9 protein-coding genes, 16 tRNA genes and 2 rRNA genes (1 of these 27 only partly in view) are annotated in these 13,440 nt (G+C 37.9%); 1 reads left to right on the top strand and 26 read right to left on the bottom strand.

The window, feature by feature from the left end:
- Positions 1-23 precede the first annotated feature (23 nt).
- The 9 genes from MHH42_RS02825 to MHH42_RS02785 form a co-directional block, all read right to left on the bottom strand.
- Positions 24-2,093, bottom strand: coding sequence for a sensor domain-containing protein (locus tag MHH42_RS02825; RefSeq protein ID WP_000664282.1), 2,070 nt, complete (start codon positions 2,091-2,093; stop codon positions 24-26).
- Positions 2,094-2,219: 126 nt separating this feature from the next.
- Complete coding sequence (gene trmL / locus MHH42_RS02820; protein WP_000538149.1) at positions 2,220-2,708, bottom strand: tRNA (uridine(34)/cytosine(34)/5-carboxymethylaminomethyluridine(34)-2'-O)-methyltransferase TrmL; 489 nt, start codon at positions 2,706-2,708, stop codon at positions 2,220-2,222.
- Positions 2,709-2,766: 58 nt separating this feature from the next.
- Complete coding sequence (locus MHH42_RS02815) at positions 2,767-3,654, bottom strand: amidase domain-containing protein (RefSeq protein ID WP_340892871.1); 888 nt, start codon at positions 3,652-3,654, stop codon at positions 2,767-2,769.
- A gap of 44 nt (positions 3,655-3,698) precedes the next feature.
- Positions 3,699-4,841: a tRNA epoxyqueuosine(34) reductase QueG gene (gene queG, locus MHH42_RS02810; RefSeq protein ID WP_000345228.1), complete on the bottom strand. Its 1,143-nt coding sequence runs from the start codon at positions 4,839-4,841 to the stop codon at positions 3,699-3,701.
- Positions 4,842-5,041: 200 nt separating this feature from the next.
- Positions 5,042-5,115, bottom strand: a tRNA-Gly gene (locus MHH42_RS02805).
- Between the two features lie 115 nt (positions 5,116-5,230).
- Positions 5,231-5,881, bottom strand: coding sequence for a DsbA family protein (locus MHH42_RS02800; protein WP_000841321.1), 651 nt, complete (start codon positions 5,879-5,881; stop codon positions 5,231-5,233).
- Positions 5,882-6,068: 187 nt separating this feature from the next.
- Positions 6,069-6,845, bottom strand: a complete 777-nt coding sequence (locus MHH42_RS02795; protein ID WP_000664700.1) for a transglycosylase domain-containing protein — start codon at positions 6,843-6,845, stop codon at positions 6,069-6,071.
- Between the two features lie 440 nt (positions 6,846-7,285).
- Complete coding sequence (locus MHH42_RS02790) at positions 7,286-7,747, bottom strand: NUDIX hydrolase (protein ID WP_000400461.1); 462 nt, start codon at positions 7,745-7,747, stop codon at positions 7,286-7,288.
- 144 nt (positions 7,748-7,891) lie between these two features.
- Positions 7,892-8,611 carry a YebC/PmpR family DNA-binding transcriptional regulator gene (locus MHH42_RS02785; RefSeq protein ID WP_000532958.1) on the bottom strand — a complete coding sequence of 240 codons (720 nt, stop codon included), beginning with the start codon at positions 8,609-8,611 and terminating at the stop codon, positions 7,892-7,894.
- Positions 8,612-9,253: 642 nt separating this feature from the next.
- Between MHH42_RS02785 and MHH42_RS02780 the strand changes: the two genes are divergently transcribed.
- Positions 9,254-9,574 carry a DUF3884 family protein gene (locus tag MHH42_RS02780; RefSeq protein WP_098623858.1) on the top strand — a complete coding sequence of 107 codons (321 nt, stop codon included), beginning with the start codon at positions 9,254-9,256 and terminating at the stop codon, positions 9,572-9,574.
- Between the two features lie 176 nt (positions 9,575-9,750).
- Here MHH42_RS02780 and MHH42_RS02775 read toward each other — a convergent pair.
- The 17 genes from MHH42_RS02775 to MHH42_RS02695 form a co-directional block, all read right to left on the bottom strand.
- Positions 9,751-9,832, bottom strand: a tRNA-Leu gene (locus MHH42_RS02775).
- 10 nt (positions 9,833-9,842) lie between these two features.
- Positions 9,843-9,913 (bottom strand) — tRNA-Cys (locus tag MHH42_RS02770).
- A gap of 14 nt (positions 9,914-9,927) precedes the next feature.
- Positions 9,928-10,002: transfer RNA gene (locus tag MHH42_RS02765), tRNA-Gly, on the bottom strand.
- A gap of 5 nt (positions 10,003-10,007) precedes the next feature.
- Positions 10,008-10,082 (bottom strand) — tRNA-Gln (locus tag MHH42_RS02760).
- Positions 10,083-10,145: 63 nt separating this feature from the next.
- A tRNA-His gene (locus tag MHH42_RS02755) sits at positions 10,146-10,221 on the bottom strand.
- A gap of 19 nt (positions 10,222-10,240) precedes the next feature.
- Positions 10,241-10,314, bottom strand: a tRNA-Trp gene (locus MHH42_RS02750).
- 7 nt (positions 10,315-10,321) lie between these two features.
- A tRNA-Tyr gene (locus MHH42_RS02745) sits at positions 10,322-10,405 on the bottom strand.
- Positions 10,406-10,415: 10 nt separating this feature from the next.
- Positions 10,416-10,491: transfer RNA gene (locus MHH42_RS02740), tRNA-Thr, on the bottom strand.
- Between the two features lie 18 nt (positions 10,492-10,509).
- A tRNA-Phe gene (locus MHH42_RS02735) sits at positions 10,510-10,585 on the bottom strand.
- Between the two features lie 11 nt (positions 10,586-10,596).
- Positions 10,597-10,672 (bottom strand) — tRNA-Asp (locus MHH42_RS02730).
- A gap of 3 nt (positions 10,673-10,675) precedes the next feature.
- Positions 10,676-10,752: transfer RNA gene (locus tag MHH42_RS02725), tRNA-Met, on the bottom strand.
- Positions 10,753-10,778: 26 nt separating this feature from the next.
- Positions 10,779-10,854: transfer RNA gene (locus tag MHH42_RS02720), tRNA-Val, on the bottom strand.
- A gap of 4 nt (positions 10,855-10,858) precedes the next feature.
- A tRNA-Glu gene (locus tag MHH42_RS02715) sits at positions 10,859-10,933 on the bottom strand.
- Between the two features lie 18 nt (positions 10,934-10,951).
- Positions 10,952-11,043, bottom strand: a tRNA-Ser gene (locus tag MHH42_RS02710).
- A 2-nt stretch (positions 11,044-11,045) separates the two neighbouring features.
- A tRNA-Asn gene (locus MHH42_RS02705) sits at positions 11,046-11,120 on the bottom strand.
- 8 nt (positions 11,121-11,128) lie between these two features.
- Positions 11,129-11,244: ribosomal RNA gene (gene rrf / locus MHH42_RS02700) — 5S ribosomal RNA — on the bottom strand.
- A 102-nt stretch (positions 11,245-11,346) separates the two neighbouring features.
- Positions 11,347-13,440: ribosomal RNA gene (locus tag MHH42_RS02695) — 23S ribosomal RNA — on the bottom strand (it continues 828 nt past the right edge of the window).

Genomic DNA, 13,440 nt, shown 5'->3' with positions numbered 1-13,440 from the left:
CACATCACTTTTTTCTTTATACATCATGTATAATACATATTTTCCACATCATATTTTGATAAAGGACGACTATAATAATAACCTTGTACAATTTCTACATTTTTTCCCTTCAAAAACTGTATTTGTTCTGCTTTTTCTACTCCTTCTGCAATTACATTCAATTCTAATGTATGAGCTAAATGAATAATTGCAGCCGTAATATTCGTATCACGTTCATCTACATGTATACCTTCCATAAAAGAGCGATCAATTTTCAAAGTATCAATTGGATATGTTTTCAAATAACTTAAAGACGAATACCCTGTTCCAAAATCATCTAAATGAATCTTTAAATTTTGTTCTTTTAATTGTAGCAACACTCTCTTTGATATGTCTTTATGTATAAGGGCTCCTTCTGTCACCTCTATCGCTAATAGATGAGCTGGTACATTGTACTTATTTAAAGCACGTGTAATCATCTCTATTAATGTAATAGATCGAAAATGTCTAGCTGAAATATTAACTGCAATCGGAACCACTTCATACCCTTTATTTAACCATTCACGTATTTGCTGACACACTTGATCTACTACCCACTCATCAAGCTTAATAATAAATCCTGTTCTTTCTGCCAGTGGAATAAATTGATTGGGAGGGACAAATCCTAATTCTTTATTCTCCCATCTTATTAAAGCTTCCATACTAGCTATTTTTTTCGTTTCAATATTAACCTGCGGCTGGTAATATAAGAAAAATTCATTTTTCTCTATAGCACGATGTAACTGATTTTCCATTACAAACCTTTTCTCACGTTCACAATCTAATCCTTTACAATAAAAATGATAATGCCCTTTTCCTTTTTCCTTTGCTTTTTCCAAAGCAGCATCAACTCTTTGAAAAAGTATTTTTTCATCGGCTCCATCTGTTGGTGCCATTACAATTCCAATTGATGCACTTAAATACACGTCCTCTTCTTCAATTACAAAATGTTCACTAATCTTTTCTAATATGTTTTTTGCAACTTCCTCTACATATTCTTTCGTTATATTTTCTATTAACATAACAAATTGATCATCATGTTCTCTAAATAAATGCATACCTTCTATTTCTAAATTGCTTAAACATTCTGTAACTTTTTGCAATACTTTATCTCCTTCTTTATGACCAAATGTATCATTAATAAGATGAAATTCATCCAAATCCATGAAAACTAGTGCAAGCTCTTTATTTTCATTTAAAAACTCATTTAGCTTGTTTGTGCATGAAATTCTATTCATTAAACCTGTTAATTGGTCATAATAAGCTAAGTATTCCGTCTTCATCTCATTTAATACTTGCCTTGTAACATCCCTCGTAACAATATACACCCCAACAATTTCACCGTTCACAATAATCGGAATCGTTCTCAAAGAAATATATAATTCATATCCTTCTTTATGAACATATTTCTTTGAAACAATTTGTTTTGCTCTCCCCTGTAAAGCTTCCTTAAATATAATTTGAAAGTCTTTTTCATATTCTTTAATAATAAAGTTAAAAATAAAGTTATTATTTAACTCTTCATATCGGTATCCAAATATTTCATACGTTGCCGGATTAGCATATGTAATTCTACCTATAGAATCTATAGATATAATGGAGTCATTATTATATTCTAGTAATGACTTAAATAACATTTGTTTTTCCTCTATCTCTGCTTTCTCCTCAATCTGAGCTGTAATATCCCTTGTAATACAAATAATAAATTGACATACCCCTTCTTCGTCGTATACAGGATTAACTGAAGACTCATAATGTAAATTACCAGTTGGGAAACTGATTACATCACAAAATGTGTGTGCTCTCGCCTCTCTCACCACTTTTGTATATTGCTCTTGTAATATTTTCACCTTTTCTCCTGATAACACTTCTGCAAATGTTTTTCCGTAACATTCTTCACTTAATCCAGCATAATCCATCCCTATTTTATTTATATAAATATATTTAAAGATCTCATCATCAATAACTTTCACAATAAATACTAAATCTTGAATAGCATGTAATAGTCCTTGTCTTATTAAATCCATATCTATCATGCTTAAAAAGGTATTTTGATTGTTATATTGTTCCTTCATATTTATCTCAACCCGTCTTATCTATTTTTAATCATATATCCCATTCTATATGAATATGTACCTTTTTTAAAATGTATGACTACATATTATTTTTATTTATAAAAAAAAGCCGCCTAATGGCGACTTTTAATAAACGATTTCTAAATCTAATCCTGGATAATTTTGTTGACGAAACGCTTCATAAATTAAAATTGCTGCTGTATTAGATAAATTTAATGAACGTACTTTATCCGTCATTGGAATACGTAAGCAATGATCGAAGTTTTCTTCGATTACATTAGCTGGTAAGCCATTTGTTTCTCTTCCAAACACGAAATAATAATCCTTCTCACGTTTGCTATAATCAAATGCTGTATGAGCTTTCTCACCATACTTTGTTAAATAGAAGAATTCACCATCTTTATTTTTCTCATAAAACTCTTCAATTGAATCGTAATACGTAACTTTTACGTGCTGCCAATAATCTAATCCTGCACGCTTTAACATTTTGTCATCCGTTGAAAACCCAAGCGGTCTAATCAAATGTAATTCTGTTCCAGTTGCTGCACAAGTACGTGCAATATTTCCTGTATTTGCTGGAATTTCTGGTTGATATAAAACAACATGTACGCCCACGCGATATTCACCTCTGTTTTTTGTCTACTACGTATTATACCACTTGAACGAAAAATCTCTACCCATTAATAATATGAAAGAATTTATATTTCATTTGTGGTGTGTATTTACTAGAGTCCTCATAACTCCAATAACGCCGCCGGCTATTTGCTGAATGTGCATTTACAAGTGGCATACCATCTGCGTCTTTTGCTACTACAATCGTCGTATGATTCCACCTACCGTCATCTTCGAAATCGTAAGCAATGACATCACCAAGAATAAGGTCTTCCGGCTTTTCTACAGTTTCTCCTCGCAGGCCAACTGCAGAACCTGACAAGTACCAGTAAAAAGAGTGTGCGACAGCCCAACTCCAACTCCACTGGTTCTCCCTTTGCCACCAACCTTTACGAATATTAGGATATCCGTTCATTGGTACTTCTCCAGTATGAAGACATTGAGAAATAAAATTTGTACAATTATCAGGAAAATTGCGATACACTGGGTTTCGATCATCCCACCAACGCTCTGCATATTTTACTGCCTCTAAACGATTATACTGATAAGAACCGTATTTCTCTTTCGTAACTTCTCTTTCTAATGTCTCACCTATTCCAATCTCTTCTGGCACTTCAATAGCATAATCACCTATTATCCGGCTATTATTTAAACAAACTCTTCGTTTTAATTGTTCCTCTTCGATATAAAATAATTCTTTATGCTTAATTAAATATTTAAAATGTACTTGATAATCAATTTCTTGATAATCACTACTATTTAGCTGTCTAATGAAAGAAACATCCGCTGTTGCTTTCACTATATCTGCACTACGTTTTTGAAACAATTGTTTCTTTCTTTGTGCTAGTTGTAATAAATCTTTAGCAATACCATCCACATTTGTTCGTTTCTCTGTTACATATGCTAAAAACTGTTGTACTTGTGTTTCAATATTTTCTTTTACAACCATTTCTTCTCCCTCCCATATTACAATATGAAAAAGGGAGATATTATCTACTCTTTTTTCTGCGCTAACAATGCAAGCCCACGATTCATTTCATGAAGAACTTCTTCATCCTTTTCACGTTCCATCGCTTTCTCAATAGCTTCGCCTACTCCATCTCCACCAATTTTCCCAAGTGCCCACGCTGCTGTTCCGCGTAGTACTGGTCTTGGATCATCTTTCATAACACCGATTAAATCAGGAATTGCTGATGCTTCTTTAAAATGCGCCAATGCTAAAATCGCATTTCGTTGCAATGGCTTTTTACCTCTCCATGACCCTGACATAATCCCATATTTCTCTTTAAAATCACGATTACTAATTGTTAAAAGTGGTGTTAAGAGCGGTTTAACTAATTCAGGATCTGGCTCCATCTCAGGATGATTATGAAAATCCATTCCTTTATTTTTTGGACAAACAGTCTGACACGTATCACATCCATATATACGATTTCCTATTTTATCGCGATATTCTTCAGGTAGGAACCCTTTCGTCTGTGTTAAAAAAGCAATACATTTCTTCGAATCTAACTGTCCACCCTGTATTAAAGCACCTGTAGGACAAACATCAATACATTTTGTACAGCTTCCACATTGATCTTCTATCGGCTGATCTGGTGGAAATGGAACGTTTGTAATCATTTCTCCCAAGTATACATACGAACCAAATTCAGGTGTAATAATAGCGCAGTTCTTACCACTCCATCCGATACCTGCACGTTCTGATACAGCACGATCGCTTAACTCACCTGTATCAACCATTGACTTCACTTCTATATCTGGAAGCTTTTCAATTAAATATGCCTCTAACTTTTGCAAACGATCTCGTAAAACAAGATGATAATCTTGTCCCCAAGAGGCACGACAAAAAATCCCACGGCGTTCTCCACGTTTACTTAATGGTGCGTTTTTTAATTTTGAAGGATACGCTAAAGCAATCGCAATAATTGATTTTGCACCTGGTAATAAAAGCTGTGGATTCGTTCTTTTTTCTATATCAGACTCTTCAAATCCAGATTGATAATTTAATTGTTGCTGCTGGATTAACCGCTGCTTTAGCTCCTCAAATGGAGAAGCACTCGCAAAGCCTATTTTATCTATACCAATTGTTTTACTATATGCAATTACATCTTGCTTTAATTGTTCAAAATCCATTCTTAATCGCCTCCTCAGATGAACCCATCCCTTATGTAACGACTATATTGGTTAGCAATTCACTTTTGGAATACTATTCTTTACTTCTATTTTCGCATACTATTACGCTTTTCAAACATTAAAAAACGCAATGCCTCGTTTATCTCAGAAACGAAACACTGCGTTGATCACAATTTATTAGAAAAACATTAAATAAAATTTGGAGCGGGTGAAGAGAATCGAACTCTCGACCAGAGCTTGGAAGGCTCTTGTTTTACCACTAAACTACACCCGCAAATATGAAATACATATAAGATATTAGAATAACTTATGTAAAGTAGTATAGCATGTAAAAAAAACGGAAGCAAGAATTTTATCGAAAAAAGTCGAAAAAGTGATGAGAGACCTCATCACTTTTTCAATTCTTTATCAATCGCCTTCTTCATACTATCGAAATCAGGGTTTGCAAGATTTCCGTTTATATATACTGAAGGAGCACCTTGAACTTTTAATTTTTGAGCACGATCTGAATCTTTACGTACTTTTTCTTTTATTTCTTTACTGTGTAAATCTTTTTTAAACTGTTCTACATCAACTTTTGGAAGTTTCTCTTTCACAATGCTAAGAAGTAATTCTTCTGTAATCCATTCTTCCGTATCTTTCTTTTGACTTTGATAAATCTCATCATAGAAAGTCCAGAATGAATCTTTATCTTGTTTATAAATTGCTTCACCAGCTGCTGCGCCTAAATCAGAATCTTTTCCAATAAATGGGAAGTTAATAAAATATAACTGCACTTTACCTTTATCAATATATTCTTCTTTTAATCGTGGTAATACCGTTACATCCCAAGTACGACATGCTGGGCATTTGAAATCTCCAAATTCAACTACTTTAACCGGAGCATCATCTTTACCTAAAGATTGTTGCGTAGAATAAGCAAACATCTCATTCCCTTTATCTTTTTTGTCATTTATGATGCTATACGCAATTGTTCCGATTACAATCAATACTGCGATAGAAAAAACTACACCAAGAGCCATGAGTTTATTTGATTTCATATACATTCCTCTTTAAATTCATATTCTGTATACAGCATTGTACACAATACACATAATATCAACACTTATATACGTCACGCAATGAACACGCTCACATAAATTACAAAAACACAATAATTGTGACGATATTGTGTCACAATTTGTCACAATTTATTCAAAAAAAGAAGCTCTTCTGCAAGAGCTTCTCTTAACTTACTGCTTTTTCACGCGCATTATTTAACATCGACTGCTCTGTTTTTATATCATGGCGAATTACTAATTTCTCACTAACTGCTTGCACATACTCATCATGATTGATATATCCTTCTTTTTCCATTAATCTCAAAACTACATTTCGTCTCTCGACCGCTTTATCATAATTTTGCGCAGGTGAGTAATAAGCAGGTGCTTTCACTACAGCAGCCATCATCGCACTTTCAGCCAATGTTAATTGGTTCACCGTTTTACCGAAGTAAAGGTTGGCTGCTTTTTCAATTCCCCATGCTCCTTCTCCGTAATAAATATTACTTACATACAATTTTAAAATTTCATCCTTCGTAAATGTACGTTCAATTTTTTTTGTATAAAAAATCTCTTTCCACTTACGAGAAAATGTACGTTCATTCGTTAAAAAAGCATTTTTCGATAATTGCTGTGTAATTGTGCTTCCTCCTTGCACAACACCACCAGCTTTTATATTCTCAACAGACGCCCTAATAATTGCTATATAATCTAAACCATTATGATGATAAAACCTTTTATCTTCTGTCGCGATAAATGCATGTGTTAATGATTCTGGCACCTCTAACTTAGGCGGTACATGTAATTTACTAATATCACTTTTCTCGATCATTATATTTCCAACGAATAATAACGTACAACTTAACAATAATAATAAAATAATGGCTTTATAAAAGAATTTAGTCATTGGATTTAATGCAACTTTTTGATGATAGTTCACTCTAGATAATACTCGTTCTTTCATCTTGAACACCTCTTTTCCACACAGCATATATATCTCTTAACTTAAGAATACCTTGTTGTAAAAAAATATCCCATCGATTTCTCTTACACCTACCTTACATCATTGTAAGGTATAAAAATGTATTGTATCACAGTCTTTTTTTATCTACTATTCATCTGAAATATTGAATATACATTATTTTAAAACATTCATAACAAACAGCAGCGTAGAAATTAAGAGCGTTATACTTCCTTGATTCCACTTTATTCTTTTATTATATCATCTATAAATTTCTATTTTTAAACATCTAGTAATCTAATTATATATGATATATCATAATTATACAGAACTAATGTTCTCGAAATCAATACTAGCTTTATTATCATTTTGACCTTTTTCTGAAGTAATATACATAAGAAAAGGGTAGCTATTTGAGATACACTCAAATAGCTACCCTTTTCTTACAACCTGCCTATAAGGTTATATGGCTGTACTTCCCACGTTTCGTATGGGATGAAATGCGTTGCTCTCATCGCATCAACTGTTCTTGATTTCATATGAGGACGCGTTATATACTCATCGATGTTCTCTTCATTTAAAGCAATAAATTTAGCCTCTTGTATTTCTTCAGGTTGAATTTTTATATCACCACTCACATATGCCACTTTAAACACAACAGCTAAAATATGCATAGAAGCATTATAATAGACCCCTGTAATTCCGATAGGCTTCACCGATAATCCTGTTTCCTCTTTTATTTCCCTACAAACAGCTTGATCGAGTGCTTCTCCTTCTTCTACCTGTCCCCCAGGCATTTCCCACGTATCCGCTCGCCAATGTACTTTTGTTAAAAGCACCTCATTCTTTTCATTTGTTAAATAGCCTGCTACAGCAACGATATGCTTTGGTGTTTTATGCTCCATAGAAATACCTCCTAGAAATACAATCATTTAAAATACTATCTATAATCCTATTCCATAACTACAACAAAACACCTTTAAAACCTTATCATCTTAATTATTTCAATAAAAAAGACCCAGTTCGTTAAACGAAAGGGTCCTTTTTTATTATTCGCCTAAGTCTACGTTATGGTAAACTTGTTGTACATCTTCTAAATCTTCTAATGCATCAACCATTTTTTCAAATTGTACTTGAGCATCTTCAGGAAGTTCTACATCATTTTGTGCAAGCATTGTTAATTCTGCAACTGTAAATTCTTCAATACCAGCATCTTTAAGTGCAGATTGTACTGAGTGGAATTGATCAGGTTCAGCATAAACGATAACAGAATCTTCTTCTTCTAGAATGTCACGTGCATCTACATCTGCTTCCATTAAAATTTCAAGAACTTCATCTGATGTTTTACCTTCAAGACCGATAACAGCTGTCGCATCGAACATGTAAGCTACAGAACCATTTACGCCCATGTTACCACTGTTTTTGCTAAATGCAGCTCGTACATCTGCTGCAGTACGGTTTACGTTATTTGTAAGTGTATCTACAATTACCATAGATCCATTTGGTCCAAATCCTTCGTAACGAAGCTCATCATAGTTTTCTTCTGAACCGCCTTTTGCTTTTTCAATTGCACGATCAATAATTGTTCTTGGTACATTGTATGTTTTCGCACGCTCTAATACAACTCTTAACGTTTGGTTTGATTCAGGATCTGGCTCGCCTTGTTTTGCTGCCACATAAATTTCACGTCCAAATTTCGCGTATATACGGCTTGTATTTGCATCTTTTGATGCTTTTTTGTCTTTAATGTTGTTCCATTTACGGCCCATACTTTCCACTCTCTTTCTCGTTTTAAATCTACATAAAAATATTAATATGAAATATAATGTGTATTCAACACATTTTTAAAAGAAATATAAAAAGTTCACTTTTGATTCATATTACAGACATAATATAAATCATTATCATTTTGTTCTTTCGACAAGTTATATTATACATGAATTTTTACGTTTATTACGAATTTTAGCATCACATAATATAATTTAACAAAAAAGACTCTAACATTTCTGTTAGAGTCTTTTTACATCGTCGATACCGATTGTCCGGGCTGCACCGACACTCCCGAAGGAACACGATTTTGAGTCTTTCTAGGTGACATTTATATAGTTATATAGAGCGTTCCCCCTAAAATCCTTTATTTTAAAGTATTTTAAAAATTTTGATCTTCTTTAAACATGATGAATTAAAATGAAACGAAGCCAAAATGGAATCACAATAAATAACTGATACTTTTTACTTTCATTTCTCTCTTGATTAAAATTATCATATTTCATTTATTACTTTATTTCTCGCTAAACAATAAGAAAAAGGGAAAAATTACCAACACATCCCCCTAATTACTTTTTATTGCTGTATAATTAAAACAGGAAAATAATTTTGGAATTCAAAGATTTGAAGGATGGGGGAGAATTATGACACATTTAAATGAAAAAAAAGCACATGGTCTTAAAGGGATAGGAGTAAAGCTAAACCCAACTATCTATCAAGTGAGATTCATGAAATTAGATGAACCAATTCAATTTGAGTCATTCCCTAAATTAAAGGAATTAGGGGAATGGTTGAGTACTTCAACGCAAATGTGGTCGTGCCACTCAACTATGTACAAGTACAACAGAGAAGAGTTTGAAAAGAAGTTTTTAGAAATTACAAAGTTAACAGTTGATAATGTGCTAATATCTACTGGTGGTGTCGGATTTAACTTCATGTCACCAGGGTGGAGAGATTCTCTATAAAATGAAACACTAAAGGGATAAAAATGAATGTTCATTTTTATTCCTTTAGTGTTTCACAGTTTGCTTTAACTGTATAGCATGAGCTTTGATAGTATTAGTCCTTATTTTGTAGTGCGATGAAAACACAAAAAAACTCTATACAATTAGTATAGAGCCTGATGTTACGCCGTTCTTGATACCGATGGTCGGGGTCGAACCGACACTCCCGAAGGAACACGATTTTGAGTCGTGCGCGTCTGCCAATTCCGCCACATCGGCACAATAATAAAGGCGGCAACCGGATTTGAACCGGTGATAAAGGTTTTGCAGACCTCTGCCTTACCACTTGGCTATGCCGCCATATTTAATTTAATTGGAGCGGAAGACGGGATTCGAACCCGCGACCCCAACCTTGGCAAGGTTGTATTCTACCACTGAACTACTTCCGCAAAAATGGCTGGGCTAGCTGGATTCGAACCAGCGCATGACGGAGTCAAAGTCCGTTGCCTTACCGCTTGGCTATAGCCCATCGAATTCTTACTTAATTATATGTAAGTATCAATTAGATTATTTGTAATTTTAAAAATAAAAATGGGGCGACTGATGGGAATCGAACCCACGAATGCCGGAGCCACAATCCGGTGCGTTAACCACTTCGCCACAACCGCCATATTGTGTAAATGTATTTGGCAGGGGCAGTAGGAATCGAACCCACACTGGAGGTTTTGGAGACCTCAGTTCTACCTTTAAACTATGCCCCTATGTAAATGGTGGAGGGGGGCAGATTCGAACTGCCGAACCCGAAGGAGCGGATTTACAGTCCGCCGCGTTTAGCCACTTCGCTACCCCTCCGAAACTTACATGGTGCCGGCTAGAGGACTTGAACCCCCAACCTACTGATTACAAGTCAGTTGCTCTACCAATTGAGCTAAGCCGGCGTATTGTATTAAGATAAATGGTGGCTCGGGACGGAATCGAACCGCCGACACGAGGATTTTCAGTCCTCTGCTCTACCGACTGAGCTACCGAGCCTTATTAAAAAATGGCGGTCCCGACCGGGGTCGAACCGGCGATCTCCTGCGTGACAGGCAGGCATGTTAACCACTACACCACGGGACCATTTGGTTGCGGGGACAGGATTTGAACCTGCGACCTTCGGGTTATGAGCCCGACGAGCTACCGTGCTGCTCCACCCCGCGATAATACTATTCATATAAAATTTATATGGTGGAGGATGACGGGATCGAACCGCCGACCCCCTGCTTGTAAGGCAGGTGCTCTCCCAGCTGAGCTAATCCTCCAAAGTGGTGACCCGTACGGGATTCGAACCCGTGTTACCGCCGTGAAAGGGCGGTGTCTTAACCACTTGACCAACGGGCCAAATATTATAAATCCTTATGGCGGAGAGCAAGGGATTCGAACCCTTGATACGCTTGTGACGTATACACGATTTCCAATCGTGCTCCTTCGGCCAACTCGGACAGCTCTCCAATGGCTCCGCAGGTAGGAATCGAACCTACGACCGATCGGTTAACAGCCGATAGCTCTACCGCTGAGCTACTGCGGAATAATATTGCCTGGCAACGTCCTACTCTCACAGGGACAAGGTCCCAACTACCATCGGCGCTAGAGAGCTTAACTTCCGTGTTCGGTATGGGAACGGGTGTGACCTCTCTGCCATCATTACCAGACATTATTCTTTTGAGACAATCATTATTATAACTTATTCACTTTAAAAGTCAACAAGTTTTTTTATGTTCTCTCAAAACTAGATAACATTTGCTACATATTATATGGTTAAGTCCTCGATCTATTAGTATTCGTCAGCTCCACATGTCACCATGCTTCCACCTCGAACCTATCAACCTGATCATCTTTCAGGGATCTTACTAGCTTACGCTATGGGAAATCTCATCTTGAGGGGGGCTTCATGCTTAGATGCTTTCAGCACTTATCCCTTCCGCACATAGCTACCCAGCTATGCCCTTGGCAGAACAACTGGTACACCAGCGGTGCGTCCATCCCGGTCCTCTCGTACTAAGGACAGCTCCTCTCAAATTTCCTACGCCCACGACGGATAGGGACCGAACTGTCTCACGACGTTCTGAACCCAGCTCGCGTACCGCTTTAATGGGCGAACAGCCCAACCCTTGGGACCGACTACAGCCCCAGGATGCGATGAGCCGACATCGAGGTGCCAAACCTCCCCGTCGATGTGGACTCTTGGGGGAGATAAGCCTGTTATCCCCGGGGTAGCTTTTATCCGTTGAGCGATGGCCCTTCCATGCGGAACCACCGGATCACTAAGCCCGACTTTCGTCCCTGCTCGACTTGTAGGTCTCGCAGTCAAGCTCCCTTATGCCTTTGCACTCTACGAATGATTTCCAACCATTCTGAGGGAACCTTTGGGCGCCTCCGTTACACTTTAGGAGGCGACCGCCCCAGTCAAACTGCCCACCTGACACTGTCTCCCGGGTCGATAAGACCCGTAGGTTAGAATTTCAATACAGTCAGGGCGGTATCCCACCAGCGCCTCCACCGAAGCTAGCGCTCCGGTTTCAATGGCTCCCGCCTATCCTGTACAAACTGTACCAAAATTCAATATCAGGCTACAGTAAAGCTCCACGGGGTCTTTCCGTCCTGTCGCGGGTAACCTGCATCTTCACAGGTACTATAATTTCACCGAGTCTCTGGTTGAGACAGTGCCCAAATCGTTACACCTTTCGTGCGGGTCGGAACTTACCCGACAAGGAATTTCGCTACCTTAGGACCGTTATAGTTACGGCCGCCGTTTACTGGGGCTTCAGTTCAGAGCTTCGCTTACGCTAACCCCTCTCCTTAACCTTCCAGCACCGGGCAGGTGTCAGCCCCTATACTTCGCCTTACGGCTTCGCAGAGACCTGTGTTTTTGCTAAACAGTCGCTTGGGCCTATTCACTGCGGCTTTCCGTTAAGAAAGCACCCCTTCTCCCGAAGTTACGGGGTCATTTTGCCGAGTTCCTTAACCAGAGTTCTCTCGCACACCTTAGGATTCTCTCCTCGCCTACCTGTGTCGGTTTGCGGTACAGGCACCTTTTATCTCGCTAGAAGCTTTTCTTGGCAGCGGGGAATCAAAGACTTCGCTCCATAAGGAGCTTCCCCATCACAGCTCAGCCTTCACGATAAGCGGATTTGCCTACTTATCAGCCTAACTGCTTGGACGTGCACAACCAATCGCACGCTTCTTCTATCCTTCTGCGTCCCTCCATTGCTCAAACGATAAAGAGGTGGTACAGGAATATCAACCTGTTGTCCATCGCCTACGCCTGTCGGCCTCGGCTTAGGTCCTGACTAACCCTGAGCGGACGAGCCTTCCTCAGGAAACCTTAGGCATTCGGTGGACGGGATTCTCACCCGTCTTTCGCTACTCATACCGGCATTCTCACTTCTAAGCGCTCCACCAGTCCTTCCGGTCTGACTTCACTGCACTTAGAACGCTCCCCTACCACTGATACCATTGGTATCAATTCGCAGCTTCGGTGGTGTATTTAGCCCCGGTACATTTTCGGCGCAGAGTCACTCGACTAGTGAGCTATTACGCACTCTTTAAATGGTGGCTGCTTCTAAGCCAACATCCTAGTTGTCTAAGCAACTCCACATCCTTTTCCACTTAATACACACTTTGGGACCTTAGCTGGCGATCTGGGCTGTTTCCCTCTTGACTACGGATCTTATCACTCGCAGTCTGACTCCTAAGGATAAGTCATTGGCATTCGGAGTTTGACTGAATTCGGTAATCCGATGAGGACCCCTAGTTCAATCAGTGCTCTACCTCCAAGACTCTTACACTTAAGGCTAGCCCTAAAGCTATTTCGGGGAGAACCAGCTATCTCCAGGTTCGATTGGAAT

It is taken from the genome of Bacillus sp. FSL L8-0099, assembly GCF_038006385.1.
In the GTDB taxonomy this organism is placed as follows: Bacteria; Bacillota; Bacilli; order Bacillales; family Bacillaceae_G; genus Bacillus_A; species Bacillus_A toyonensis.
This window is presented reverse-complemented; position numbering and strand designations above follow the sequence as displayed.

What these genes read in the sequence shown, in the direction of transcription:
- MHH42_RS02825 (WP_000664282.1), bottom strand. Translation starts at nt 2,093, where the DNA reads ATGAAGGAACAATATAACAATCAAAATACCTTTTTAAGCATGATAGAT.
- MHH42_RS02815 (WP_340892871.1), bottom strand. Translation starts at nt 3,654, where the DNA reads ATGGTTGTAAAAGAAAATATTGAAACACAAGTACAACAGTTTTTAGCA.
- queG (WP_000345228.1), bottom strand. Translation starts at nt 4,841, where the DNA reads ATGGATTTTGAACAATTAAAGCAAGATGTAATTGCATATAGTAAAACA.
- MHH42_RS02800 (WP_000841321.1), bottom strand. Translation starts at nt 5,881, where the DNA reads ATGAAATCAAATAAACTCATGGCTCTTGGTGTAGTTTTTTCTATCGCA.
- MHH42_RS02795 (WP_000664700.1), bottom strand. Translation starts at nt 6,845, where the DNA reads ATGAAAGAACGAGTATTATCTAGAGTGAACTATCATCAAAAAGTTGCA.
- MHH42_RS02790 (WP_000400461.1), bottom strand. Translation starts at nt 7,747, where the DNA reads ATGGAGCATAAAACACCAAAGCATATCGTTGCTGTAGCAGGCTATTTA.
- MHH42_RS02785 (WP_000532958.1), bottom strand. Translation starts at nt 8,611, where the DNA reads ATGGGCCGTAAATGGAACAACATTAAAGACAAAAAAGCATCAAAAGAT.
- MHH42_RS02780 (WP_098623858.1), top strand. Translation starts at nt 9,254, where the DNA reads ATGACACATTTAAATGAAAAAAAAGCACATGGTCTTAAAGGGATAGGA.